The organism is Sphingopyxis fribergensis, from assembly GCF_000803645.1.
GTDB classification, from domain to species: Bacteria; Pseudomonadota; Alphaproteobacteria; order Sphingomonadales; family Sphingomonadaceae; genus Sphingopyxis; species Sphingopyxis fribergensis.
Genome location: NZ_CP009122.1, coordinates 1,050,784 through 1,075,866, shown reverse-complemented (window position 1 = coordinate 1,075,866; position 25,083 = coordinate 1,050,784). Strand labels below are relative to the sequence as shown.

The window sequence follows — 25,083 nt, the reverse complement described above, 5'->3', positions numbered from 1 at the left end:
CCCATTCATCAGCCATGGCCATAATGGCCGACTTCAAGGAGCATATTCATGGCGAAGCTGAACCTGATGGCTGCCGCGCTATTGATCGCGGCCGCGCCGCTGGTCGCAAGCTGCGCGCCCGCCGGTTCGAGCGAGCCCGGCGCCGCAGCGCTGACGCCAAAACAGGCCGAACGGCTCGACAAGCAGCTTGCGGGCAAGGTTCCAGGCGAACCGGTCCGCTGCCTGCCCAATTATCGAAGTAATGACACTATTCGTGTGTCGGACAATATCTTGCTCTATCGTTCTGGCGGCAATCTTGTATATAGAAATGACTTGAAGAGTAGTTGCCCGGGTCTTGCCCGCGACAGCGATATCATGGTGGTGCGCCAATTCGGGTCGTCGACCTGCGAAGGCGATTTCTTCTACCTGGTCGACCGGTCGAGCGGGATTCGCGGTCCGACGTGCGTTTTTGGCGAATTCGTCCCCTATCGCAAACCGGCGGGGGACAAAGGCTGAGCCTTTAGGTTCAGTCGCAGGCGGGGACCGGTTTGCGCCGAGCTCTTCGGGTCGCACCCCCGCCTGCTACATCAGTGCAGTCACCTTTAATTTCCGTTCACATCGAGCGAAGTCGAGATGCCCCTCGACTGGTGCTATATAGACGGGTGTCTCGACTTCGCTCGACACGAACGGCATGAGAGCTATGCTTTATACAAGGCCGCGATCTTGTCCTCATAGACCTGTTTCAGGATGTGGCGCCGGATCTTCATCGACGGCGTCATCTGCTCATTCTCGATCGTGAAGGCTTCATCGGCGAAGTCGAATTTGCGGACCTTTTCGATCACCGAGAGTTGGCCGTTGACGCGGTCGACCGCGGCGCGAATCGCGGCGCGGAATTTTTCATGTTCGCGGAGCCGGCATAGGTCTTTCGGCAGCCCTTCGGCCTCGGCCCATTCGGCCATCCATTCGGGGTCGGGGACGAGGATGCCAACGAGGTGCGGGCGCTTGTCGCCATAGACCATCGCCTGCAGGATTTCGGGCTGGAGCGTCAGCATGCCCTCGACGCGCTGCGGCGAGACATTGTCGCCCTTGTCGTTGACGATCAAATCCTTCTTGCGGTCGGTGATGACGATACGGCCTTGCCCGTCGATATGGCCGATGTCGCCCGTGTGGAGCCAGGCGCCCTTTTCCGGCTCCGCCGGGCTTGGGACGAGCACGCGCTCGGTTTCGGCCTTGTTGCGCCAATAGCCCTTCATCACGAGTTCGCCGCGCACCAATATCTCGCCGTCGTCGGCAATCTTCACTTCGGTATTCATCAGCGGCGGGCCGACGGTGTCCATCTTGATCCCCGCGCTCGGGCGGTTGCAACTGATCACCGGGCCCGCCTCGGTCTGGCCATAGCCTTGCAGCAGGGTCAGCCCGATCGAGTGGAAGAAAACGCCGATTTCCGGGTTGAGCGGCGCGCCGCCCGACACCAGCGCCTTCATCCGGCCGCCGAAGCGTTTCTGGATCTTGGGCCGGAACAATTTGTCGAGGATCAGGTCGACCGGGCGGTCGAGCACGCCCATGCGGCGCTCATAATCCTTTTCGCCGACGCGCAGCGCCTGGTTCAGCATCCAGTTGGCGAGCTTGCCCTGCTTCTCGACCGACTTGATCATCCGCGCGCGGATCACCTCGAACAGGCGCGGGACGACGACCATGATCGTCGGGCGCGTCTCCTCGATGTTCGAGACGAGCTTTTCGAGCCCCTCGCTGTAATAGATTTGCGCGCCGACCATGATTGGCAGGAACTGGCCGCCCGAATGTTCATAGGCGTGGCTGAGTGGCAGGAACGACAGAAACACTTCCTCGTCGCCGATGCCGAAATCATTGACGAGCACCTCCGCGGCGCCCGCCGCGTTGTGCAGGATCGCCCCATGGTGCTGTATTACCCCACGCGGCGCGCCGCCGGTACCACTGGTGTAGATTAGGCACGCGGTGTCGTCGCGCGTCATCGCCGCGGCGCGCGCTCTGGTTTCGTCGAGATAGGCCTCGCCGTCGGCGACGAGCGGCGCCCAGTCGTGAACCGTGACCTCGCCCTGCTGGCCAACGCGGAGGCTCTCCATGCTGATCACGATATGCGATTCTGAACGCATCACCGCGGGCATCAGCGTGCGCGCGAGCTTCGCGGTCGAAACGATCACCGCCTTCGCGCCGCTGTTGTCGAGGATATGTTGATGGTCGCGTTCGGTGTTCGTGGTGTAGGTCGGCACGGTGATGCAGCCCGCGGCCATGATGCCAAGGTCGGCGATGCACCATTCGGGGCGGTTCTCGCTGACCAGCACGACGCGATCGCCGTCCTTCAGGCCCAGTTCGCGCAGATTGTGCGCGAGCGCCGCCACCTGGTTCGCCACCTGCCGCCAACTCAGCGGCTGCCAGACGCGATCAGCCTTGCGCCACAGGAAGGGATCTTCGCCGCCGCGCCCCGCACGGTCGAAGAACATCGCGACCAAACTCGGAAAATGGTCGAGATGGGGGTTTTCGAGCTTCATTCTGCCTCTCTCCAGGGAGCGTTAGCTGCTTTTATCTTATCTCTATCGTTGATTAATTCTGTGCCGGCGCGCCGTCGATCGACGAGCTGCCCGGGCCGCGCGGGTCGGCGGCGCCGCGCCAGCCCTCGGCCGTGCGTTCGACCGCGTTAAGTTTCGACCCGAGGCTCGTCGCGGTAAAGCTGTAGCCGAAAGGTTTCATCTTCGCGGCGATCGCCTTGCCCGCCTCATTATTCTCGATCAGCACACCGTCGCGCCCGAAGAACAGGTTGGGGAGCTCCATCGCCGTCTTGGCGTCGAGGCCCCAGTCGAGCACGCCGACGAGCACCTTGGTCACATGCATGATGATGCGCTTGCCGCCCGCCGAGCCGACCGCGAGTATGACCTTGCCGTCGGGGCCGTAGACGACCGTCGGCGACATCGACGACAAGGGACGCTTGCCCGCTTCGACGCGGTTCGCGGTCGGCACGCCGCCCTCGGTGGGGGCAAGATCGAAATCGGTGAGTTCGTTGTTGAGGAAATAGCCGTTCGCCATCAGCTGACTGCCGAAGATGCTTTCGACGGTCGAGGTCATCGAGACGAGGTTGCCGTCCTTGTCGACGGCAACGAAGTGCGTCGTCCCCTGTTCCTGAACCGGCGGCGCGGCGGCGCGCGGCTTGGCGCCCGGCGGGGTGCCGGGTTCATAATGGCCCGCCGCGCCGTAAGGCGAAATGAGTTGGCGGCGCTCGGCGAGATAGGCCTTGTCGAGCAGGCCCTTTACCGGAACATCGACGAAATCGCCGTCGCCGAGATAGGCGGCGCGATCGGCGTAGGAGAGCTGCATCGCTTCCGAGAGCAGATGCCAGCTCATCGGATTGTCCTTGCCCATCGCCTTCATGTCCCAGCCCTCGATCATGCCGAGGATGCCGAAAACGGTGGTCGCGCCCGACGAGGGTGGGCCCATGCCGCAGACCTTGTAGACGCGGTAGGTGGTGCAGACTGCGGGGCGTTCCTTCGCCTTATAGGCGGCGATATCCTTGACAGTCAGCTGGCTCGGGTGGCGCGGCGCGTTGGCGACGGCGTCGCTGATCGCCTTGGCATTGGCGCCGCTATAGAAAGCCTCGGGACCGCGCGCCGCAATGTCGCGCAGCAATTTGGCATAAGCGGGGTTCTTGATGCGCGTGCCGACCGGCGCCGGCTTCCCGTCGACATAATAGATCGCCTTGGGAGCCGGAAACTCCTTCCACATCGGTTCGAACTGGACGAGCCAGTTGTTGAGCGCGGGGGTGACGAGATACCCTTCTTCGGCGAGCTTGATCGCGGGCTGGAACAGCGCCTTCCACTCAAGCTTGCCCCATTTCTTGTGCGCCATTTCCATCAGGCGCACATTGCCGGGGACACCCACCGACAGCCCGCCGGGGATGACGTCCATATAGCCGCGCGCCTTGCCGTCGGGGCCGAGGAAGCGGTCTGGCTTGGCCGACGCAGGCGCCATTTCGCGGCCGTCGATCGTCGAGATGCTGCCGTCTTTGGCATTGTGATGGACCATGAAGCCGCCACCGCCGACCCCGCTCGACTGCGGTTCGACGAGGGTCAGCACCGCGACCATCGCGATCGCCGCGTCGGCGGCCGTGCCCCCCTCGTGCAAAATCTCGCGCCCGGCCTCGGTCGCGCGCGGATCGGCGGACGAGGTGACGCCCTGCGCAAGCGCGGGCGAGGAGACGGTGACGGAAAGAAGGGCGACGAGCGGGAGGAATCTTTTCAACATGGCGCGACATTGGCGTGGAGGGGGAGGCAGCGCAACCCCAACGATCCTCCCTGTCGCGAAGCGATGGGGAGGTGGCAGCGCGAAGCGCTGACGGAGGGGCTAGTAATGCTGGCGTTGCTGCCGCTCCACCACTCGCTGCGCGCGCGGTCCCCCTCCCCATCGCTTCGCGACAGGAAGGATTTATTTTTCCGTCCCCACCGCGTCGGCGACGCGCGCGAAACCATCGCGCGCCGCGAGCTTTTCAAGGCCGTGCGCAATCCGGCCCGCAAGGCCGGGGCCTTCATAGACCATGGCCGAATAGATCTGGACTAGGCTGGCGCCCGCGCGGATGCGCTCCCACGCTTGGCTTGCCGACGCGATCCCGCCCGCCGCGACGAGCGGCAGCTTGCCGCCGCTAGCGCTGTGGAAATCCTTAACCCGTTGCAGCGCCAGTTCGGCGAGCGGCGCGCCCGAGAGGCCACCGGCTTCCTCCGCATGGCGCGAGGCGAGCGCCGGACGCACAATCGTGGTGTTCGAGACGATGACCGCCGCTAGCCCCTTGTCCAACGCCACCGCGACGATGTCGTCGATGTCGGCAGGTTCGAGATCGGGGGCGACCTTCAGGAACACCGGCTTTGCCGCGCCCACGGGCTGCGCCGCGGCCACGCCGTCGAGCAGTGCCTCGAGCGATCCCTTGTCCTGCAACGCGCGGAGGCCCGGCGTGTTGGGCGAGCTGATATTTACCGTCAGATAATCGGCGAGTGGGGCCATCGCCGCAGTGCCCTTAGCATAGTCGGCAATGCGATCGGCGCTGTCCTTATTCGCGCCGATATTGATCCCGAGCGGGACCGGCAGGCCATGACGGCGCAGGCAGGAGATGCGTTCGGCCGCCTTTTCCTGCCCGCCATTGTTGAAGCCCATGCGGTTGATCACCGCCTGATCCTCGACGAGGCGAAACAGGCGCGGGCGCGGATTGCCCTCCTGCGGCAGCGGGGTCAGCGTGCCGACCTCGACGAAACCGAAACCGAAATGCGGCATCACATGCGCGACACGCGCATCTTTGTCGAAGCCGGGCGCGAGACCGACGGGGTTCGGGAATTTGAGCCCGACAAGCTCGGTCGCGAGCGCCGGGCTGGTCAGCGCGTGGCGCGCGCGCGGCAACGGCTGGAGCGCGCTGAGCGTGAGGTTATGCGCGGCCTCGCCATCGGTGGCGTGGACGATCGGGCGAACGAGCGCATAGGCGGCGTCGGTGAGCGAGGCGAAGAGCGACATGGGCCCCGCCATTGCGCGCACGATGACGCTATGGCAAGCCCCGGGGTGCATCGGAAAAACCGGGAGAAATTCGTGTCGCATCTCAAAGTCGTCGCTCGCCTGTCCACCAGTCTTGCCCTGCTCGTCGTCGCGGGCTGCGCGCCGGCCGCCGTACAGGACGCGCCCGCCACCGCGGCATCGACCCCCGCCCCCGAAGCCCCCCCGGCCGGTGCGAACCTCGCGCAATTCTTTGAAAATTATGACGCGGCGCAGCTCTCGCTCAGCCCGCAGGGCAAGGCCTATCGCGGTATTCGCGACGCCGATTATGGCAAATGGAACGACGTCAGCGACGAAGCCGCGGTCGCGAGCCAGAAGCTGCAACAGGCGACCGCCGAAGCGATGCGCGGCAGCTTCGATCCCAAGACGATGTCGACCGACGATGCGCTGTCGTTCGAGCTGTTCAACGCGCAGGCTGCCCGCGCCGCTCGCCTGTATCCGTACCGCAACCATGGCTATGTCTTCGATCAGATGAAAGGCGCGCAGAGCCAGATGCCTGCATTCCTGATCAACATCCACCGTGTCTCCGATGTTGCCGAGGCCGAAGCCTATGTCGACCGTATCCGCGGCCTCGGCCCCGTGCTCGACGCGCTGTCGGCGCAGTCGGCCGAGCGCGCGAAGAAGGGCATTCAGCCGCCCAAATGGGTCTATGCCTATCTGATTTCCGACATCGGCAATTTGCAGAAGCCCGACAATGCGGTGGTCGAGGATATTACAGCAAAGGTCGGCAAGCTTACCATCGGCGATATCGAAAAGGCACGGCTGATCGCGTCGGCCAAGGCGGCGTGGAGCGAAAGCGCCGGACCCGCCTATGGCCGCCTGCTCGCGGAGATGAAGCGCCAGCAAGCCAGCGCCCCGACGCAGGATGGCGTGTGGCGCCTGCCCGACGGCAAGGCCTATTATGAGGCGCTGCTCGCCGATTACACGACCACCGACATGACCGCGTCGCAGATCCACGACCTCGGCCTGTCCGAAGTCGCGCGCATCCACGGCGAGATGAAGACGATCATGGCAAAGGTCGGCTTCAAGGGCACGCTGCAGCAGTTTTTCGCGCATCTCCGCACCAGTCCGCAATATTATTATACGACGCGCGAGGCCTATCTCGCCGACGTCGACGCCAAGGTGAAGGCGATGGAGGCGCGTCTACCCGCCTTTTTCAACACGCTGCCCAAGGCGCATTTGCAGGTTAAGGCGGTCGAGGCGTTCCGCGAGAAATCGGCGGGCAAGGCATTCTATCAGTCGCCCTCGCCCGACGGGTCGCGTCCGGGCACCTATTATGTGAACCTCTATGACCTGCGGGATATGTCGAAGACCGAGTTGGAGGCGCTCGCCTATCATGAGGGCGTACCGGGGCATCATCTTCAGCGCGCGGTGCAGACCGAGTTGACAGGACTGCCTCCGTTCCGCCGCTTCGGCGGGTTTACCGCCTATACCGAGGGCTGGGGCCTCTACACTGAGGAACTCGCCAAAGACATGGGCTTTTACACCGATCCCTACAGCGATTTCGGCCGACTCGGTATGGAGCTGTGGCGCGCGTGTCGCCTCGTCGTCGACACCGGCATTCACGACAAGCGCTGGAGCCGCGAGCAGGCGATCAAATATCTGAAGGACAACACGCCCAACCCCGACGGCGACATCGAAAAGGCGATCGAGCGCTATATCGTATATCCGGGACAGGCGACGGCATACCTCATCGGCAAGCTCAAGATCATGGAATTGCGCGGGCGGGCGCAGGCGGCACTCGGCGACAAGTTCGATTTCCGCACCTTCCACGACGTCGTGCTCGAATCGGGTCCGGTACCGCTCGACGTGCTCGAACGGCGTGTCGACGTGTGGATTGCGGCGCAGAAGGGTTAAGCAAATTGACGATTGCGGGTTGACGCGCGGGGATGAAACGCAAATGATTTGATCCAGAAAATAAGGCAGCCGGGTCACGGGTGCCAAAGGTCTGGGTCTCATGTCGGATGTTTCTTCCTCGCCTGGGGGCGTGGACGGCAGCGCGCCGTTCGAACTACATTATTTCCCGCCCGATCCCGATCTGGCGGAAATGGTGTCGAGTTTCTATTTCGCGCGGCTGAACCTGCCGCGGTTCGACGAATATGAGCGCGCCGACCGTGCCCAATTCCGCTTCGTAACCAACGCCGATGGCGAATATGTGTTCGAGGATGGGCACCGAGCGACGGTCTGCCGCGCCAATATCATCGGCCCGACGAGCGCGCGCGTCCGCGCCATCAGCAATTGTCCGGCGCAGCTGTTCGGCTTTGGCATGCTGCCTGCGGGCTGGGCGGCGCTGATGGGGGACGATGCCGACAAGCTGACCGACCGCGCGATGAACGCCGCCGATCTGTTCGGACCGTGGATCGACGAGGTCGCGGCCGCGCTGGAAAGGGCGGCGACGGTCGAGGAAAAGCTGGTCATCGGCAATAATTTCGCGCGCGAGGTGCTGACGCGGGGCGAAGCCGCACCGATGTGGTTCATCCGCACCGTCGACGGATGGTTGACTGCAACGCCCTCGCCGCAAGTTCCCGATCTGGTCGAGAAGACGGGCATGTCGATCCGTTCGGTCGAGCGGATGACGAAGCATTATTACGGGGTGTCGCCGCGCATGCTCGCGCGCAAATATCGCGCGGTGCGCGCCGCATCGGCGCTGGCGCGCGGCGAAGGGCTCGACGCGGCACAGCTCGGCGATGCCTTTTACGACCAGTCGCACCTGATCCGCGAGATTAAGCGCTTTGCCGGGGCGACCCCCGGCCAGCTTGGCAAGCCGACCAGTTACACCGAGGCGACGACGAAAGGCCGAAAGCAACTCGCCGGCAAGGTCAGCCCCCTCGTCTCTGAGACCTGAGGCCCGTATTAACTTTCGAAAATTATGTGTCCCGTCGTTTTGGCGTTTTCGTCCAATCGCGAATCATCGCGTCGGCATAATCCCTCCTTGCGACCCAGAAGAGCTCATCCTCGGACGAGGACTTGAGACCTTCATCTTGGCACTCATTTGGCTTCGGCCCGATGGGTGCCATTTTTTTTGGCGCCCGGATAGCGCCCGTTGGTTGCGCCGCACAGAAGCCCCGCCTATATAAGTGGAGTGATTTACTCCAGTTAAGAATCGTTCGCAATTTTATGCGCCTGTCCAACCTTGCCGATTATGCCGTGGTGCTGATGAGCGCCGCCGCCCGCCAGTGCGGGTCGGTGCCTATACACGCGGGCATGCTGGCCGAGCAGACGGGGATTCCGGGGCCGACCGCGCAAAAATTGGTGAGCCAGCTCGCGCGCGCGGGCTTGCTCGTCGCGTCGCGCGGCAGCGGTGGCGGCGTGCGGCTTGCGCGGCCTGCGGCGGCGATCAGCGTCGCCGATATCATCGAGGCGGTCGAAGGACCGATCGCGCTGACCAGCTGCGTCGCCGAAGGGCGGCACGATTGCTCGCTCGAGGGCAGCTGCAAGGTGCAGCCGCACTGGGGCGTCGTGAACGGTGCCGTGCGCGGGGCGCTGCAAGAAATCAGCCTGGCGACGTTGAGCGTCGCCCCGACCAAACCAAACCCGTTCGTGTCGAGCGAAGTCGAGACACCCCTCGACGATGCACGACCGATGGGCCTCTCGAATCCCGAGCGTGTCGAAGGGCTCGAGGCGAACGGAATTTTGCAATGACCGACAACACAGACCTCCCCGTCAAGGACCAGGCCGCGCACGATGCCGCGGCGAAGGTCGCCGATTATGAGCATGGCTGGTCCTCGACCATCGAGACCGACTTCGCGCCCAAGGGGCTGACCGAAGATACGGTTCGCTTCATTTCGGCGAAGAAGAACGAACCCGAATGGATGCTCGACTGGCGATTGAAGGCGTTTCGTCATTGGCAGACGATGGAGACGCCCGACTGGGCGAAGCTCAACGTGCCGCCGATCGACTATCAGGACGCGTACTATTATGCGGCGCCGAAACCGAAGCCCAAGCTCGGCAGCCTCGACGAGGTCGATCCCGAGATCCTTGAGGTTTACAAGAAGCTCGGCATCCCGATCGAGGAGCAAAAGGTGCTCGCGGGGGTCGAGGGCGCGCGCAAGGTCGCGGTCGATGCGGTGTTCGACAGCGTCAGCGTCGCAACGACCTTCCGCGAGGAGTTGAAGCGCGCGGGCGTGATCTTCCTGTCGATCAGCGAGGCGATCCGCGAATATCCCGAGCTGGTGAAGAAGTGGCTCGGCAAGGTCGTGCCGATGCACGACAATTATTTCGCGGCGCTCAATTGCGCGGTCTTCTCCGACGGCACGTTTGTTTATGTGCCCGAAGGCGTCCGCTGCCCGATGGAGCTCAGCACCTATTTCCGCATCAATGCCGAGAATACCGGGCAGTTCGAGCGGACGCTGATCATCGCCGACAAGGGCGCCTATGTCAGCTATCTCGAAGGCTGCACCGCGCCGATGCGCGACGAGAACCAGCTCCATGCCGCGGTGGTCGAACTGGTCGCATTGGACGATGCCGAGATCAAATATTCGACGGTGCAGAACTGGTACCCCGGCAATGCCGAGGGCCTCGGCGGCATCTATAATTTCGTGACCAAGCGCGCTCTCTGTCAGGGCAAGCGTTCGAAGGTGTCGTGGACGCAGGTCGAAACCGGCAGCGCGATCACCTGGAAATATCCGAGCTGCGTGCTCAACGGCGACGACAGCGTCGGCGAATTCTATTCGGTCGCGGTCACCAACAATTATCAGCAGGCCGACACCGGCACCAAGATGATCCACAATGGCAAGCGCACGCGATCGACCATCGTCAGCAAGGGGATCAGTGCGGGCAAGTCGAACAACACTTATCGCGGGATTGTGCGAGTGGCGCCGAATGCCGAAGGCGTGCGCAACTTCACCCAGTGCGATTCCTTGCTTTTGGGAAGCACCTGCGGCGCGCACACCGTGCCCTACATCGAAGTCCGCAACCCGACCGCGACCGTCGAGCATGAAGCGACGACGAGCAAGATCAGCGACGACCAGCTGTTCTACACGATGCAGCGCGGGCTGGGGCAGGAAGAGGCGGTGGCGCTGATCGTCAACGGCTTTGCGAAGGAAGTGCTGCAGCAGCTGCCGATGGAATTTGCGGTCGAAGCGCAGAAATTGCTGGGGATTTCGCTTGAGGGGAGCGTCGGGTGATACCGAAACTTGCCGCCTTGGCTCTTCTCCTGTCGCTGTCGGCGCTCGGCGCGGTATGCTTGCGTCGCAATCTTCGCGGCGAACATATTTTTGGTTCGCTGTCCGTTGCGGGATTTCGGTGGCCGATCTGGTTCGAACTCACAAGCGGCGCCCTATTTCTTCTCGTCTGCCTACTTTTCACGTTGATCGTGGCAATTGCATAAATTCAGGATCTCCAATGCTCAAAATTGAAAACCTACACGCCACCGTCGTCGACAAGCCGATCCTGAAAGGCCTGTCGCTCAGCATCAATGCAGGCGAAATCCATGCGATCATGGGGCCCAATGGCGCGGGCAAGTCGACGCTGTCCTATATCCTCGGCGGCCGCCCCGGCTATGAGGTCACCGAGGGTTCGGCGACCTTCGACGGGCAAGACCTGCTCGACATGGACCCGCACGAGCGCGCTGCCGCCGGCCTGTTCCTCGGCTTCCAATATCCGGTCGAAATCCCCGGCGTGTCGAACGTCCAGTTCCTGCGGGAGAGCTTGAACGCCCAGCGCAAGGCGCGTGGGCTGGAACCGCTGTCGGGCGGCGACTTCCTGAAGCTGGCGCGCGAGAAGGCGGGGCTGCTCAAGATGGACATGGACATGCTGAAGCGCCCGGTGAACGTCGGCTTTTCGGGCGGCGAGAAGAAGCGCAACGAGATGGTGCAGATGGGGATCCTCGACCCGAAGCTCGCGATCCTCGACGAGACGGACTCGGGCCTCGACATCGACGCGCTGCGTACCGTCGGCGACGGGATCAATTCGATCATGCGGCGCCCCGACAAGGCGGTGTTGCTGATCACGCACTATCAGCGCCTGCTCGATTATGTGCAGCCCGATTTCGTGCATGTTCTTGCGGCAGGCCGAATCGTGAAGTCGGGCGGGCCCGAACTCGCGCGCGAGTTGGAAGCGCATGGTTATGCGGAGATTGCAGCGTGATGAGCGCGTTCTCTAAACCTTCTCCCTTGAGCGGAGAAGGATACGCAGCCTTGGCGCCGAAGGCGTCTAGGCGAAGTTGGATGAGGGTGAGCGAGCCTTTGGCTCGCGCGATCGCATGGCGATCGCATACCCCTCACCCAGCTTCGACTAGCGAGCAAGCTCGCAAGTCTGCACAACCCTCTCCCCCAAGGGGAGAGGGGACATGGTAGCCACCCTCCCCTCGCGGCGCGACGAAGCGTGGCGCTATAGTGACATCGACGCGGTTGCCGCGGCGTGGCCGTTGCCCGCGCCCGAGAGCATCATTGTGCCCGCGGGCGGCAAGCTCGCGCGCGCGATCGTGCAAGATGCGGGCGAGATCCGGCAGATCGAACTGGTGCTCGGCAAGGGCGCGGTGGCGTCGCTGCATATCCTGAACATCGGCGGCGCTTATGGCCGTATCGAACTCGCGGTGACGCTGCACGAAGGCGCCGACTTCACGCTCGGCGCCGCGCAGATCGGCGGCGGTGAGCAGAATCTGGAGATCGTCACCACTGTGACCCACGCCGAACCCGGCGCGACATCGCGGCAGGTCGTGCGCTCGGTCCTCGGCGGTACCGCCACCGGAACCTATCTCGGCAAGGTTGCCGTCGCACGCGACGCGCAGCAGACCGACAGCGAACAGGATGTGAAGGCGATGCTGCTGAACCGCAGCGCGACCGCCAACGCCAAACCCGAGCTCGAAATCTTCGCCGACGATGTGAAATGTGCGCACGGCTGTGCGATCGGCGAACTCGATGCTATGGCGCTTTATTATCTCCAGTCGCGCGGGCTGCCGCTCGGCGAGGCGAAGAAGCTGATGCTGCAGGCGTTTGTTGCAGGCGTATTCGATGGCGCCGAGGATGAGGCGCGGTTGCAGGAACTGGCGTTGGCGAAATTGGGGGAATTGGTGTGACCGCCGTCTCCTCCTCGTTCGTCCCGAGCGAAGTCGAGGGACGTGAAGTAGGGCGCCAACGTGTCTCGACTTCGCTCGACACGAACGGAATTCGGACCCAGTTTCCGGGCCTCGCGAACAACTGGCACTATCTCGACACCGCCGCCACCGCGCAAAAGCCGCAGGCGGTGATCGACGCAACGGTGGCCGCGATGGGGCGCGACTATGCGACCGTACATCGCGGCGTTTACGCGCGCTCAGCCGATATGACGCTCGCCTATGAGGCGGCGCGGCGGCGGATTGCGGCGTTTATCGGCGCGAAGGACGAGCAGATAGCATTCGTGCGCGGCGCGACCGAGGCGATCAACCTCGTCGCTTATTCGCACCCGCGGAAGGGCCGCGTGCTGCTGTCGGCGCTGGAACATCACAGCAATATCGTGCCGTGGCAGCTCGCGGGCTGGCAGGTCGATGTCTGCCCGCTGACTGCCGATGGCTGCATCGACCTCGATGCCGCCGAAAGGCTGCTGACTCCCGAACATAATATGGTCGCCTTCGCGCATGTCTCGAACGTGCTGGGCAGCCCGCTCGACGTCGCGCGCGCGGCAGAGATTGCGCATCGCGTCGGCGCCGAACTGCTGATCGACGGTTGTCAGGCGGTGCCGCGTCTGCCGGTCGATGTCGCGGCGCTCGGCTGCGACTATTATGTTTTCTCGGGCCACAAACTCTACGGCCCCACGGGCATCGGCGTGCTGTGGAGTGATAAGCTCGATACGCTGCCGCCGTGGCAGGGGGGCGGGTCGATGATCGACCGGGTGACGTTCGAGAAGACAACCTATGCCCCCGCCCCGACGCGGTTCGAGGCGGGGACGCCGGCGATTATCGAGGCGATCGGGCTGGCGGCGGCGGTCGATTATGTCGAAGCCATCGGGATCGAGGCGATCCATGCCCATGAATGCGCGCTGGTCGGCACGCTGCGCGAAGCGCTCGCGCGCAAGAACAGCATCACCTTGTTCGGTCCCGAAAACAGCGCCGGAATTGTGAGTTTTGCGATGGCGGGGGTTCATCCGCACGACATCGGCACTATCTTGGATGAAAGCAGGGTCGCGATCCGCGCCGGGCACCATTGCGCACAGCCGCTGATGGAGCACCTCGGGGTTCCCGCGACTGCGCGCGCGAGTTTTGGCGTTTACAGCAATGACGACGATGTGGCGGCGCTGATCGATGGCCTCGCCCGCGTCGAGAGGATTTTCGGATGAGCGAGGACCGCATGAGTGAGACCGGAATTCGGGTCGAGGAAGTCGAAAGCGTCGAGGCCCCGCCGAAAGCGCGCGTCGAGGATGTCGAAAGCGCGCCCGAGAAGCTGGAACGGAAGCGCGACTATCTGGAAGGCTTCCTCGCGGCGAAGCCCGCGGTGGTCGAACCGAGCGCGGTCGGCGGCGACCTGTACGAGGCGGTCGTGAGCGCGCTCAAAGATATTTTCGACCCTGAAATTCCGGTGAACATCTATGACCTTGGCCTGATCTACAATGTCGAAATCGACGAGGGCCATGTCGTCGTCACGATGACGCTGACCACGCCGCATTGTCCGGTCGCGGAATCGATGCCCGCCGAGGTCGAACTGCGCGTCGGCGCGGTTCCGGGGGTCGGCGATGCCGAGGTCAACCTTGTCTGGGACCCGCCGTGGTCGCCGCAGAATATGAGCGACGAAGCGCGGCTCGAACTGGGAATGCTGTGATGACCGAAACGAAAACGCGCGCTCGCCCTGCGGCCGTCGCCCTGACCGCTGGAGCCGAAGCGCGTATCGCGAAACTGATGGCGGCGGCGCCCGAGGGCGCAATCGGCGTGCGCCTGTCGACCCCGCGCCGCGGCTGTTCGGGGCTCGCTTACTCGGTCGACTACGTGACCAAGGAGCAGAAGTTCGACGAGAAGATTGAGACGCCCGGCGGGGTCTTCTACATCGACGGCGCGTCGGTGCTCTACCTGATCGGCAGCACGATGGACTGGGTCGAGGATGATTTCGCCGCGGGCTTTGTGTTCGAGAATCCAAACGCCAAGGGCGCGTGCGGCTGCGGCGAGAGTTTTACCGTCTAGGGCGCTTTTGAGCCCGAAATATGTTATGATGCCCCGAAATTGCAGGGGCTGTCATGATGCGCGCGCTCTATTTGCTTTATGCCGCAGTGGCTTATGCGATCTTTTTCGCGACCTTTTTGTACCTGATCGCCTTCGTCGGCAATTTCTCGCTCGTTCCTGTGACGGTCGACTTTGCGCGCGTCGCGACGCCCGGAATAGCCGCGATGATCGATATCGCGCTGATCGCGCTGTTCGGCATCCAGCATAGCGTGATGGCGCGGCCGGGGTTCAAGGCCGGCTGGACGCGCATCGTCCCCGCGCCGATCGAACGCAGCACCTATGTCCTGTTCGCCAGCATCGCGCTGATCGTGATGATGGCGTTCTGGCATCAGCTTCCCGCGCCAGTGTGGACCATTACCCACGGTGCGGGCGCCGCGATCCTCTGGATCCTGTTTGCGAGCGGCTGGGCGATCGTGCTGACCAGCACCTTCCTGATCAATCATTTCGAGCTGTTCGGGCTGCAGCAGGCGTGGTTCGCGCTGCGCAAGCGCGCGGCGGCGCCGCCGGTGCTGCGTCAGCCCTTCTTCTACAAATTCGTCCGCCACCCACTCTATTCGGGCTTCTTCATCGCCTTCTGGGCGACGCCAGTGATGACCGTTGGGCATCTGCTGCTCGCGGTCGGGCTGTCGATCTATATGCTGATCGCAATCCGGTACGAGGAGCGCGATTTGATCGATGTCTTTGGCGAGGCCTATGTAGGCTATCGTAGGCGCGTCGGCATGCTGATCCCGCGCGTCGGCGGGCGTTAACGGCAGACGGTCCAGCCCGCCGTCCGCGCCGCCATGTCGAGATGGAAATGATCGGCGTGCGCGCGATTATAATCGGGCGACAAAAGCGTGCTGAACAGACCGCAGCTTTCGTCGCGAACTTCGTGCAGAAACTCGCTGCGCTTGTCGCCCGGCGCCCAGTCGTTGATCAGCGAGATGCGCGTGCCGTCGGCGAGGGCGAAAGCCGAGATGTCGATCGCATTGGCAGTCGAATGCTGGCTCTGCGCCTGTTCGCCCGCGATCTTGCGGCAATTATAGCTGCCGAGATTTTCGAGTTCGACGACCCTTTGCCCGAAATATTTCTGCGCGAGCGGCTGGACGACGTCGCGGGTCCATAAAGCCATTGCGGCGGTCACGGCGCAGCTTGGCGCGGCGCCCGCGGGGCGCATCGTCGGCACCAGGTGGTCGCCGGTCAGGATCATGCGCTGACTCGCGCGGCACGCGCCGGTGCCGATCGCCGGGCGCCGAAGATAGCCCGCCTCTGCGCGGTCGAAGGCGGCGAAACAGGCGCTGTCGTCACTCGTTAGCGCCGCAAGCTTGCGATTCGTCGCCCAACCCCAAGGATGTGCGATTTCGAAGCGCGCACCGGGGATATGTTCGGGATGATCGCGCACCCACTGCATGCCGAGGATGGCGCCGAGGGTCAGCAACACAGCGACGGCGAACCAGATCAGATAGGGGCGGAGAGTCTTCACCCGCCACGCACAGCATAATTCCCCGCCCTTTGAAAGCGTCGCGCCCGATTCAGGCGGGCCCTGCGGCCAATCGCTCGCTGGCGTGGGCGTCGTCGGGGTCTTCGGTGCCCAGCGCGCCGAGTTCGCCCCGCTCGCGTGCCTTGCGGCCATAGACCAGTTCGAACAGGGGCCCCGCCATCACCGTGGTGACGATCGCCATCAGCACCAAGATCGCGAACAGTGTCGGGCCGATGATGCCTTTTTGCAGGCCAATGTTGATGATGATGAGTTCCATCAGCCCGCGGGCATTCATCAACGCACCGATGCCCAGCGCCGTCCGGTTGTCCTCGCCCGCGAGGCGTGCCGCGAGCCAGCAAGCGCCGAACTTCGCCGCGATCGAGACGATCAATATACCCGTTGCGATCGCGAGCAACGACAGGCTGTTCACCGTGGTCAGCTGGGTGTTGAGCCCGGAATAGGTGAAGAACATGGGCAGCAGGAAGACGACGGTCATCGGCTCGATCTTGCGCTTGATCTCCTCGGTCAGGAGGCCGCGCGGCATGCACGCGCCGAGCAGGAAGCCCCCGAACACCGCGTGGACGCCAACCGCATCCATGAAGAAGGCCGACATGGCGTAGAGCATCAGCACGACCGCGAGCAAGCCGTGCGTGAGTTCTCCCTTCGCCTCGACCGCGTGGCCGAGCGGCACGAGCAGCTTGCGGCCGATGAAATACATGAACAGCGCGAAGCCGAGACCGCCGATGATCGCGAGCAGCGCCACGCCCACGCCGGCGCCAAAGGTCGCGAGCACGATCGCCAATACGCACCATGACACGGCGTCGTCGAACGCGCCCGCGGTCAACGCCAATGTACCCAGCGACGTGTTGGCAAGCCCGCGTTCGTTGATGATGCGCGCGAGCATTGGGAAAGCGGTGAGCGCGATGCACGCGCCCATGAACAAAGTCGCGCTGCCCTGGCCCAATCCCTCGGCAAACAGGCCGGGAATATCGAGCAGGAAAGGCGTAATCGCCGCGGCAAACAGAAAGGGCGCGACGATCCCGGCGGCGGACACGCCGACCGCGCTCTTCGCCTTCGATTGAAAATGATCGAGGCGGAGCGTCGTGCCGACGAGGAACATGTAAAGCCCGACGCCGAACTGCGCGCCGACATAAAGGATATTGCGCGTCTCTTTCGGGAACAGCGCCGCCTGGAATTCCGGAAAGAACAGCCCGAAGAGCGAGGGGCCGAGTATGACGCCGGCGATCATCTCGCCCACCACCTGCGGCTGGCCCATGAAGCGGTGCGCGAGCCAGCCGACGACGCGGCAGACGAGGAGGATGACCGCGATCTGCAGGAAGAAATATATGCTGTAGTCGCCGGGCGCATAGCTTTGCGCCGCATTCACCGCGGGGCCGTGTGCGCCGATGATATCGCCGATGGCGCGCACAAGTTCATCGACCATATGTGACGCCAATTTGCTCTCCCCACGCCGGGCCCGCGCGGTTTCAACGCGACCCAGTCATTTTATCGCAGCATAGCCGCGTGGGAACGCTATCAACAGCTTAATTTTAGCGCTCAGGCCGCCATCGGGATCGGCCATGGCTCGTCGTCGTTAGCGGCGGGTTTGCGCTCCTCGGGCCGGACCGGGCGGCTTCGTCGCGCGCGCATGCGGAGGCGTCTGAAGGGCGCCAGCAACGCGGCGATGCGGAGGGCGATCAAGGCCTTCATCGATCGGAAGCGTGCGAAGGTCGACAATACCCATGTAGCGATCATGGCATCGACGTAGGCGGTCATGTCCCACGCCAGCGCCATCGCAAGTTCCGCCGGCAGCACCGCGGCATAAGCCTGGATGGCGAACAGGCCCACGATCAGGAAGAGGATATGCTTGCGTTCGAGCCGCCCGAAAAAACGAAGCGGCTCCTCTACCGTCGCGCGGTGCAGCCAGCGCGCGGCATCCGTATCGCGTGCAAACAGCATCACCGCGATCAAACCCGTTAGAAAAAGCGCAAAAACAATCATTGCCCCCTGTCCCTTTGAAGACAGGAGATAGGTCGCTGCGCCGCCTGGACAAGCGACCCGCGCGAATTGCTATGCAAGCGGCACGAAGCTGACCGTCAGCCCGTCTTTCGGCCGCGGGATCGGCAACACCTGCCATTCGGGCGCATAGCCCTCGGCGACGACGATCCGGTGCGTGGTGACGACGTGGTGGAAAAAGATCTTCGCCTGCATGTAGGCAAAGTGCAAGCCGAGGCACATATGCGCGCCGCCGCCGAAGGGCACCCAGGCATATTTGTGCCGCTCGCGCGCGACCTCGGGCGAGAAGCGCATCGGGTCGAACTTTTCAGGATCGGGCCAATGCTCGGCCATCATATGCGTATAGGCGGGGCTGACCCCGACCGAGGTGCCGGCGGGGATGCGGTAACCGCCATATTCGAAATCCTTGAGCGCGCGCCGGGGGAAGCTCGGCACCGGGGGCACGAGGCGGAGGGCCTCCTTGAACGCCCATTCGGTCATTTCGAGCTGGCCGAGGCTGTTGTGGCCGACACCCTCGCCCGCCGGCGACACCGCGAGCATCTCCTCGCGCAATTTATCCTGCCATTCGGGATGCTTCGCGAGTTCCCAGACCATCGAGGTGATCGAGCTGGTGATCGTGTCGTGCGCCGCCATCATCAGGAAGTTCATATGGTCGACGATCGCCTCGACACTCATATGGTCGCCATTGTCGTCGCGCGTGCGGCAGATCTGGCTGAACATATCCTCGCCCGTTCCGTCGCGCCGCTCGGGCACCATCTTGCCGAAATATTCGACCAGATAGGCGCGTCCCTTGGCGCCGCGCCCCATCGCGGTAAAGGGCAAAGGCACGCGCACAACGCCGATCGACGCCTGGACCATGTCGACGAAGGCCTTGTTCACCTTGTCCGCCTCTGGCCCCCACGGAATGCCGAGGAAGCTGGTCGCGGCGAGGTCGAGCGTCAGTTCCTTGATCGCCGGATAGAATTTGAAGGTCTTGCCGCTCCATTTGCCGATCCGGTCCCTGATCCCCTCGTTCAGCGATTCGGCATAGTGGCGCATCGGTTCGGGTTTGAACGCGACCGACAATATCTTGCGGTCGGCGCGATGCTTTTCGAAATCCATCAGCATCAGCCCGCGCGGGAAAAGCAGGTTGAGCACCGGCCCCCAGCCCTGTTCGGACGAGAAAATCTTGTCGCGGTCGAACATGACCAGTTCGTTCGCCTCGGGACCATGCAGCGCGACGCTGCGCCCGCCGAAGCTGTTGTTGCGATAGACGCGGCCATATTTGGCAACCATGCGGTTGGTGAATCCGCGATAGTCGCCAAGCTGTTCGAGCGTGTTGCCGATCACCGGCATGCCATCCTCGCCCGGAATATGATCGATCGCGCTGTCGGAATTGCGCGGCAGCCAATGCAGCGTGTCGGGCCCGAACCGCTTTTCGGACCATTGGCTGCTCACCGGCTGGATATTGGTCGGCGCGTTCATCGATCTGTCCCTCGTCCATCCTGTCGTCGGACTTAGGCGTAACGCACTACTGACATTGATGCAAGTAAGCCCTGTTGGCGCGTGGGACACTATTCACCGCAAATTCAACTCGACTCGTGCAATTCGCTTGTCACTGTGACGGGTCGCAACCGTTGGACCCGAAAGGACAAAGCCCATGGCGAAGAGTTTGAAGCGCCCCCTCTCCATCGCGCTCGGCGCGGTCGCGACGACGATGCTCGGCGGTTGCTATTATGGCGACGTCTATGGATCGAGCTATGCGTCCGGCGGCGATTGCTCGTCGCGTTATGGCGACGCCTATTATGATTATGACGGCTATGCCTATGACGATGGCTATGGCTACGACTGCTATGACGGCGCCGACTATGGCAGCGGCTTTGCGCAGATCGGCTTCGGCGGCGGCTGGTACGACGACTATTATTATCCCGGCTATGGCATGTGGATGTTCGACAATTACCGCAACCGCTATCCACTGCGCGGCCAGTACCTCAACTATTGGGGCGGGCGCCGCGCCTGGTGGAAGCATCATGGCGGGCGCGGCGACGGAAAGCCGGGGCGCCCCGGCTGGAATCGTGGCGACCATGACGGACGGCCGGGCGATGGCCGGCCGGGTCGCCCTGGGGGCTGGAACCGTGGCGACCGCGACAATGACGGTCCGCGCGGCACGCGTCCGGGTCGGCCGGGCGACGGCGCGACCGGCACGCCCCCCGGATCGAACAACCCCGGACGCCCCGGTCGGCCCGAATGGGGCGGTGGGCGTCCGCGCCCGGTTCCGCAGGAAGGGACTGCGGGCCGTCCGCGTCCGGTCCGCAACCTGCCGGCAACCGAGCCGGGCGAGATGTTTTCGACGCCGCGCGGTGGCGCTCGTCCGCCGCGGACGCGCCCTGCCCCGTCGGCGATGCCCGACCGCGCCCCGCGCGCCGAACGGCCCACGCCCGCCTATCGCCCGCCCGCGCCGCAGCCGGCCCCGGCGGTGCGCAGTGCGCCCGAACCGCGGCAGGCCGCGCCGGCGGGCCGCGCGCGCAGCGACCGCCGGAACAACACGCGTCCCGATTAAGATCTAAGTCGGCGGCGCTGCCCCTGTCGCCGACCCCTCCTTCACCCCGGCCGACACCACCGTCGCGGCGACGAGGTCGCCGATGACATTCAATGTCGTGCGGCACATATCGAGGAAGCGGTCGACGCCGAGGATCAGCCCGATGCCTTCGGGCGGAACGCCGACCGACGCGAGGATCAGCGCGATGACCGGCAGCGACCCCGCGGGCACCCCCGCGGTGCCGATCCCGCCGAGGATGCACACCAGCATCACGACGATTTGCTGCTGAAGCGTCAGGTCGATGCCGAAGAATTGCGCGAGGAAAATCACCGTCACGCCCTCGAACATCGCAGTGCCGTTCTGGTTCGCGGTCGCGCCGATGGTAAGCACGAAGCGCGCGACCTTGTCGGGCAGCCGCAGCTGGTCGTGCGCGACGCGCAGCGCGGTCGGCAGCGTCGCGTTCGACGACGCGGTCGCGAAGGCCATCACAAACGCCTCCTGCGTCTGGCGAAAGAACAGGACCGGGGATTTCCCTGCCAGCATCTTCAGCAGGATGGGAAAGACGATGAACATCTGAAGCGCAAGCGCGAGCAGCACGACGCCGACAAAGGCCGACAGACGGATGATGAGATCCCAGCCGAACTGCGCGGCAAGGTTGAACATGAAACAGAAAACCGCGATCGGCGCGAGCTGGATAACGAGGCCGATCAGCTTCATCACCACCTCGAACACCCCCTCGATCGCCGTCTTCAGCGTCTCGGTGCGGGGGGTGTTCACGAGCATCAGGCCGATGCCGAAGAACAGCGCGAAGAACATGACCGCGAGCACGTCATTCGCGCCCATGGCCGCGAAAATATTGTCGGGGACGATCGCAACCACCGCATCCATCCCCGATTTCGATTCACCCGCCCGCTCGGCGATCGCCTGCGCGCCCGCGGCGCCCTCTGCCATCAGCGAGCGCGCGAGCGCGGGATCGACCCCCGCGCCCGGCTGGAGCAGGTTGACGACGGCCAGGCTGATGACGACCGAAATCGTCGATACGGCGATGGTATAGACGAGTGTGCGCAGGCCGACCGATTTCAGCGCGCGCATCTCGCCCATTTCGGCGACCCCGACGATCAGCGCCGAGACGAGCAGCGGAATGACGAGCATGAACAGCAGGCGGAGGAATATCTGCCCCAGCGGCCCGGTCACGTAGGTGGTGACCGTGTCGACCCAAGCCGCGCCCGGCGCGCCATAATGGACCGCCAGCCCGATGACGAGGCCCGCGAGAAAGCCGATCAGCATGCGCCAGCGCAGCCGCCGAGCGCGCGCTTCGTCGCGTCCGGCGTCGTCGATTGCTGCCGCTTCGGCCATATTTCAGCTCCTTGCTCGCCCCGGTCGGGCGGCCCGAAGCTCGCTTGCTACGCGCTACCCGGCCGCTGGCTTGTTTTCACCCTCCGCTATGTCATCACGAAGATCGAGCCCGCGGGTTCCATGATGCGGCGTATGCGCCGGCGCGTGCGGCCGTTCGAGGTCGGGGGGTTCGGGCGCTTCGAGCATGCCCTCCCACTTGGTAATCACGCTCGTCGCAACCGCATTACCGACGACGTTCGTCGCGGTGCGGCCCATGTCGAGGAACTGGTCGATCGCAAAGATCAGCGCGACACCCTCGACCGGCAAGTCGAACATCGCGAGCGTCGCGGTGATGACGACAAGGCTGGCGCGCGGCACCGCGGCGATGCCCTTCGACGACACCATCAGCGTCAGCAGGATCAGGATCTGCTGCGTGATCGACAGCTCGATGCCATAGGCCTGCGCGATGAAGAGCGTCGCGAAGCTCGCATACATCATCGACCCGTCGAGGTTGAAGCTGTAACCCAGCGGCAGCACGAAGCCCGAAATGCGGCGCGGCACCCCGAAACGGTCGAGCTGTTCGAACAGCTTCGGCATCGCGGCCTCCGACGAGGCGGTCGAAAAGGCGATCAGCAGCGGCTGGCGGATATAGCGGATCAGCGCGAATATCCGGCGGCCAAGGAAGATCGCGCCCGCGGCGAGCAGGATGACCCACAACACGACGAGCGAGAGATAGAATTCGGTGACCAGTTCCGCATAGGTGCCGAGGATGCCGAGGCCGTATTTGGCGACGACGCCAGCGAGCGCGCCGAACACCGCGATCGGCGCGAGGCGCATTACATAGCCGGTGATTTGCAGCATCAGTTCGGCGAGCGCCTCGGCGCCGCGCACCAGCGGTTTCCCCTTGTCACCGATGGCGGTCAGGCCGACGCCCGCGAACAGTGCGAAGACGAGGATTTGAAGGACATTATTGTCCGCCATCGCTTGGAAGATATTCTTCGGGAAGATATGCTCGATGAACTCGAACAGGTCGAGTTTCTTGACCTCACCGACCTCGGCGATTGAATGCGCGCCGACGGTTAGGTTCAGCCCTGCGCCGGGTTCAAAGAAATTGACCATGATCAGGCCGAGGCTGATCGAAATCAGGCTGGCGATAATGAACCAGGCGATCGCGCGCGTGCCGATGCGGCCGAGCGCCGAGCTGTCGCCCATATGCGCGATGCCGGCGATCAACGTACCCAGAATCAGCGGCGCGACGACCAGCTTGATCAGGTTGAGGAAGATCGTCGAAAGCGTGCTGAAACTGCGCAGCCAATATGTAAAGGCCTCGCTGTCGGCGGGGACATAGACCCGCACCAGATAGCCGGTGATGACGCCGAGGATCATCCCGATCAGAATATACAAAGTCAGGCGATGGCCCATAAAACACTCCCTGTTCCGCGCCGGGCGGATCGTTATGCCGTGCGGGGTAACAGGGTGATGGTCGGCGGGCAATCGCCTGATAGTGGCGCGGCCTGTTCAGCCCGGTTTTAGGCGCACTGCGCGCGGTGGAGCAATTTGTGATCGGCGAGGACGAGTGCCATCATCGCCTCGACCACCGGCGCGCCGCGGATGCCGACGCACGGGTCGTGGCGGCCCTTGGTGACGATGTCGGTCGCCTCGCCGGCCTTGTTCACCGTCGGCACGGGGGTCAGGATCGAGCTCGTCGGCTTGAACGCGACGCGGACGACGACGGGCTGGCCGGTCGAGATGCCGCCCGCGATACCGCCGGCGTTGTTCGACAGGAAATCGGGACGGTTGCTGCCGTCGGTCGCAGGACGCATCGGGTCGGCATTTTCCTCACCGCGGAGGCGCGCCGCGTGAAAACCCGCACCGATCTCGACGCCCTTCACCGCGTTGATCCCCATCATCGCGGCGGCAAGGTCGCTGTCGAGCTTGGCGTAGATCGGCGCGCCCCATCCGGCGGGAACGCCGCTGGCGGCGCATTCGATCACGGCGCCCAGCGAGCTGCCCGCCTTGCGCGCGGCATCCATCAGCCCTTCCCAGCGCTGCGCCGCGGCAGGATCGGGACAGAAAAACGGATTGCGGTCGATTTCTTCGAGGTCGAAATTCGCGGGGTCGATCGCGTCACCGCCGATTTCGGCGACCCAGGCGTGGATTTGCACCTCGGGAATCACCAGCCGCGCGACGCCGCCCGCCGCGACGCGCGCCGCGGTTTCGCGCGCGCTGGATCGGCCGCCGCCGCGATAGTCGCGGATGCCATATTTGGCGTCATAGGCATAATCGGCGTGGCCGGGGCGATAGGCCTGCGCGATCTCACCATAGTCCTTCGAGCGCTGGTCGACATTCTCGATCATCAGGCTGATCGGCGTGCCCGTCGTCTTGCCCTCGAACACCCCCGACAGAATGCGCACCTGATCGGGCTCCTGCCGCTGCGTCGTGTGGCGCGACTGGCCGGGGCGGCGCTTGTCGAGGAACGGCTGGATATCGGCTTCGGACAGCGACAGCCGCGGCGGGCAGCCGTCGACGACCGCGCCGAGCGCGGGGCCGTGGCTCTCCCCCCATGTCGTGAAGCGAAGAACGCGTCCGAAGCTGTTGAAACTCATAAACCCCTCTCCCCTTGGGGGAGAGGGAGGGGCCCGCCCGGCACAGCCGGGTGGGAGGGTGAGGGTCTGCTGGCGAGAGCAAGCTCGATTGCCCGGCAAACGCCTTCCAGATTGTCCAACACGTCCGAATTGGTGAAGCGCAGCACCCGATATCCCTCTTCCGCCAAAAATTGCGTACGCCGCGCGTCATAGTCGATTTGCTGCGCGTGGCTATCGCCAACGACCTCTATCACCAGCCGCGCCGATTGACAGGCAAAGTCTACAACGAAGGGGCCGATGCGTTGCTGGCGTCGAAATTTGAAACCGGCGATGCCGCCAGCGCGCAGGGTCGACCAGAGCTTCTTCTCGGCGGGAGTGGCGTCGCGGCGCAGGCGGCGCGCGCGGTCGAGTGTGCCATCATCTGTCGTGAAGCGGCTCTTACTCATTCCCTCACCCTCCCATCGCTTCGCGACGGGCCCCTCCCTCTCCCCCGAAGGGAGAGGGC

General features: G+C 63.9%; 24 protein-coding genes. 13 read left to right on the top strand and 11 right to left on the bottom strand.

Annotated elements, in window-relative coordinates; genetic code table 11:
• Positions 1 to 48: 48 nt before the first annotated feature.
• The gene (locus SKP52_RS05000) at positions 49 to 495 is read left to right on the top strand and encodes a hypothetical protein (protein WP_052207844.1); all 447 of its coding nucleotides are present in this window, start codon (positions 49 to 51) and stop codon (positions 493 to 495) included.
• Positions 496 to 677: 182 nt separating this feature from the next.
• Here the strand turns inward: SKP52_RS05000 and SKP52_RS04995 are convergent, their stop codons facing one another.
• From SKP52_RS04995 to SKP52_RS04985, 3 genes are all read right to left on the bottom strand, one after another.
• Entirely contained in the window at positions 678 to 2,507 is a 1,830-nt protein-coding gene (locus tag SKP52_RS04995; RefSeq protein WP_187337283.1) for an AMP-dependent synthetase/ligase, read from the bottom strand.
• Positions 2,508 to 2,559: 52 nt separating this feature from the next.
• A complete protein-coding gene (gene ggt / locus SKP52_RS04990; RefSeq protein WP_039572409.1) occupies positions 2,560 to 4,251 on the bottom strand; it encodes a gamma-glutamyltransferase in 1,692 nt (563 codons plus the stop codon).
• 180 nt (positions 4,252 to 4,431) lie between these two features.
• Positions 4,432 to 5,502 carry a quinone-dependent dihydroorotate dehydrogenase gene (locus SKP52_RS04985; RefSeq protein ID WP_039579857.1) on the bottom strand — a complete coding sequence of 357 codons (1,071 nt, stop codon included), beginning with the start codon at positions 5,500 to 5,502 and terminating at the stop codon, positions 4,432 to 4,434.
• A gap of 72 nt (positions 5,503 to 5,574) precedes the next feature.
• On the opposite strand from SKP52_RS04985, the gene SKP52_RS04980 reads away from it, so the two are divergent.
• From SKP52_RS04980 to mddA, 11 genes are all read left to right on the top strand, one after another.
• Positions 5,575 to 7,395: a DUF885 domain-containing protein gene (locus tag SKP52_RS04980; RefSeq protein ID WP_039579854.1), complete on the top strand. Its 1,821-nt coding sequence runs from the start codon at positions 5,575 to 5,577 to the stop codon at positions 7,393 to 7,395.
• A 100-nt stretch (positions 7,396 to 7,495) separates the two neighbouring features.
• On the top strand, positions 7,496 to 8,383 hold the full coding sequence (locus SKP52_RS04975; RefSeq protein ID WP_039572407.1) for an AraC family transcriptional regulator: 888 nt from the start codon (positions 7,496 to 7,498) through the stop codon (positions 8,381 to 8,383).
• A 272-nt stretch (positions 8,384 to 8,655) separates the two neighbouring features.
• The gene (locus tag SKP52_RS04970) at positions 8,656 to 9,180 is read left to right on the top strand and encodes an SUF system Fe-S cluster assembly regulator (protein ID WP_228383827.1); all 525 of its coding nucleotides are present in this window, start codon (positions 8,656 to 8,658) and stop codon (positions 9,178 to 9,180) included.
• Complete coding sequence (gene sufB / locus SKP52_RS04965; RefSeq protein ID WP_039572405.1) at positions 9,177 to 10,664, top strand: Fe-S cluster assembly protein SufB; 1,488 nt, start codon at positions 9,177 to 9,179, stop codon at positions 10,662 to 10,664. The genes SKP52_RS04970 and sufB overlap by 4 nt, the downstream gene beginning before the upstream one ends.
• Entirely contained in the window at positions 10,661 to 10,867 is a 207-nt protein-coding gene (locus SKP52_RS04960; RefSeq protein WP_039572402.1) for a hypothetical protein, read from the top strand. The genes sufB and SKP52_RS04960 overlap by 4 nt, the downstream gene beginning before the upstream one ends.
• A 14-nt stretch (positions 10,868 to 10,881) precedes the next feature.
• Positions 10,882 to 11,625, top strand: coding sequence for a Fe-S cluster assembly ATPase SufC (gene sufC, locus SKP52_RS04955; protein WP_039572401.1), 744 nt, complete (start codon positions 10,882 to 10,884; stop codon positions 11,623 to 11,625).
• A gap of 202 nt (positions 11,626 to 11,827) precedes the next feature.
• Positions 11,828 to 12,556 (top strand): SufD family Fe-S cluster assembly protein, encoded by a 729-nt coding sequence (locus SKP52_RS04950; RefSeq protein WP_039572397.1) that lies wholly within the window; start codon positions 11,828 to 11,830, stop codon positions 12,554 to 12,556.
• Positions 12,557 to 12,645: 89 nt separating this feature from the next.
• Positions 12,646 to 13,791 (top strand): aminotransferase class V-fold PLP-dependent enzyme, encoded by a 1,146-nt coding sequence (locus SKP52_RS04945; RefSeq protein ID WP_039579848.1) that lies wholly within the window; start codon positions 12,646 to 12,648, stop codon positions 13,789 to 13,791.
• Positions 13,788 to 14,270 (top strand): SUF system Fe-S cluster assembly protein, encoded by a 483-nt coding sequence (locus tag SKP52_RS04940; protein ID WP_052207842.1) that lies wholly within the window; start codon positions 13,788 to 13,790, stop codon positions 14,268 to 14,270. The genes SKP52_RS04945 and SKP52_RS04940 overlap by 4 nt, the downstream gene beginning before the upstream one ends.
• The gene (locus tag SKP52_RS04935) at positions 14,270 to 14,626 is read left to right on the top strand and encodes a HesB/IscA family protein (protein WP_039572393.1); all 357 of its coding nucleotides are present in this window, start codon (positions 14,270 to 14,272) and stop codon (positions 14,624 to 14,626) included. The genes SKP52_RS04940 and SKP52_RS04935 overlap by 1 nt, the downstream gene beginning before the upstream one ends.
• 53 nt (positions 14,627 to 14,679) lie before the next feature.
• Entirely contained in the window at positions 14,680 to 15,414 is a 735-nt protein-coding gene (gene mddA / locus SKP52_RS04930) for a methanethiol S-methyltransferase (RefSeq protein WP_039572391.1), read from the top strand.
• On the opposite strand, the gene SKP52_RS04925 is transcribed toward mddA, so the two are convergent.
• From SKP52_RS04925 to SKP52_RS04910, 4 genes are all read right to left on the bottom strand, one after another.
• Positions 15,411 to 16,127, bottom strand: a complete 717-nt coding sequence (locus tag SKP52_RS04925) for an extensin-like domain-containing protein (RefSeq protein WP_052207840.1) — start codon at positions 16,125 to 16,127, stop codon at positions 15,411 to 15,413. The genes mddA and SKP52_RS04925 overlap by 4 nt on opposite strands.
• A 49-nt stretch (positions 16,128 to 16,176) precedes the next feature.
• Entirely contained in the window at positions 16,177 to 17,568 is a 1,392-nt protein-coding gene (locus tag SKP52_RS04920; protein ID WP_039572388.1) for a cation:proton antiporter, read from the bottom strand.
• 113 nt (positions 17,569 to 17,681) lie between these two features.
• Positions 17,682 to 18,125: a hypothetical protein gene (locus SKP52_RS04915; RefSeq protein ID WP_039572385.1), complete on the bottom strand. Its 444-nt coding sequence runs from the start codon at positions 18,123 to 18,125 to the stop codon at positions 17,682 to 17,684.
• Positions 18,126 to 18,194: 69 nt separating this feature from the next.
• The gene (locus SKP52_RS04910; protein WP_081997210.1) at positions 18,195 to 19,604 is read right to left on the bottom strand and encodes a cytochrome P450; all 1,410 of its coding nucleotides are present in this window, start codon (positions 19,602 to 19,604) and stop codon (positions 18,195 to 18,197) included.
• Positions 19,605 to 19,779: 175 nt separating this feature from the next.
• Between SKP52_RS04910 and SKP52_RS04905 the strand changes: the two genes are divergently transcribed.
• Positions 19,780 to 20,679, top strand: a complete 900-nt coding sequence (locus tag SKP52_RS04905) for a hypothetical protein (RefSeq protein WP_052207838.1) — start codon at positions 19,780 to 19,782, stop codon at positions 20,677 to 20,679.
• 3 nt (positions 20,680 to 20,682) lie between these two features.
• On the opposite strand, the gene SKP52_RS04900 is transcribed toward SKP52_RS04905, so the two are convergent.
• The 4 genes from SKP52_RS04900 to SKP52_RS04885 all read right to left on the bottom strand — a co-directional run bounded on the left by SKP52_RS04900 (position 20,683) and on the right by SKP52_RS04885 (position 25,024).
• Entirely contained in the window at positions 20,683 to 22,014 is a 1,332-nt protein-coding gene (locus SKP52_RS04900) for a dicarboxylate/amino acid:cation symporter (protein ID WP_039572382.1), read from the bottom strand.
• A gap of 54 nt (positions 22,015 to 22,068) precedes the next feature.
• The gene (locus tag SKP52_RS04895; protein ID WP_039572377.1) at positions 22,069 to 23,415 is read right to left on the bottom strand and encodes a dicarboxylate/amino acid:cation symporter; all 1,347 of its coding nucleotides are present in this window, start codon (positions 23,413 to 23,415) and stop codon (positions 22,069 to 22,071) included.
• 107 nt (positions 23,416 to 23,522) lie between these two features.
• Entirely contained in the window at positions 23,523 to 24,599 is a 1,077-nt protein-coding gene (gene aroC, locus SKP52_RS04890; RefSeq protein ID WP_039572374.1) for a chorismate synthase, read from the bottom strand.
• On the bottom strand, positions 24,596 to 25,024 hold the full coding sequence (locus tag SKP52_RS04885) for an endonuclease domain-containing protein (protein ID WP_052207836.1): 429 nt from the start codon (positions 25,022 to 25,024) through the stop codon (positions 24,596 to 24,598). The genes aroC and SKP52_RS04885 overlap by 4 nt, the downstream gene beginning before the upstream one ends.
• Positions 25,025 to 25,083: the final 59 nt, after the last annotated feature.